At 43.8% G+C, this 808-nt stretch carries 1 protein-coding gene; it reads left to right on the forward strand.

All coding sequences use genetic code 11. The features are described 5' to 3' along the window. Positions 1-808: ImpA family metalloprotease (locus KIV40_RS29620; protein ID WP_285352835.1), on the forward strand; the 808-nt coding region annotated here is incomplete at both ends.

Consider the following 808-nt stretch of genomic DNA (forward strand, 5'->3'; position numbering starts at 1 on the left):
CTAAGTCTATGTGACGATAAGTCCTGTAGCGATGAATCATTGATGGATGAAGAGTTTTATCAAGCAGCAAACTCGATTCGCTCTCGTTTAACCAATTTAGATAAACAGAAAGTCGACTTATTTGCGAGTGATGATTATGAGTACGAAAAACTCATGTTGCTGTTGGCCGACAGCTATCGACAAGACGTGCTTTATCCGATGGACAAGAACAGCACTGAGCGAATTGATTTTCTCAAGTCCTATTTCAGTGATTATGTCCAGTATCAAAGCCGTTCTTTGAATGCCGCACAGCCAAGCTTGGGTAACTTCAGCACTAAAACTTTTGAAGACGTTCAACTAACTGATGAAACGGTGACATTGGAATCAAAACGCAACTTCCGCTCGGCGGGTTTGTATGCGCTACCGGGGCAGACAATCAAAGTGACACGTGTTGATAACAATGATGTAAGTACTTCCATTGTATTTAATTCGCTACGCAGTGGTGCAACTCATGAGTTTTCTAAAGATGGCGGCTATGCGAGGCCGAAGTTCCTCACATCGGTCGCTTATCCTGTAGAACATGGCGAAACTATCACTCTGACCTCTGCCTATGGTGGAACATTGCAGGTTCATTTTGACAAGAATGATATCAACGTCGAGTTGAAGTTTGAGAACGTTGCTCAGCACCCGGTATGGCGAAGCGAGGATGATAATGATCGTTTTGTTGCAGAGCTAGAAGCCGCGAAATTTGATTGGGCTGAATTGATCACCCCGGGATTTGAGGTGCACTCAAAGTTAGACAAGATGAAAACCTCAATTGGTTCCAGTG

It is taken from the genome of Vibrio sp. D173a, assembly GCF_030248475.1.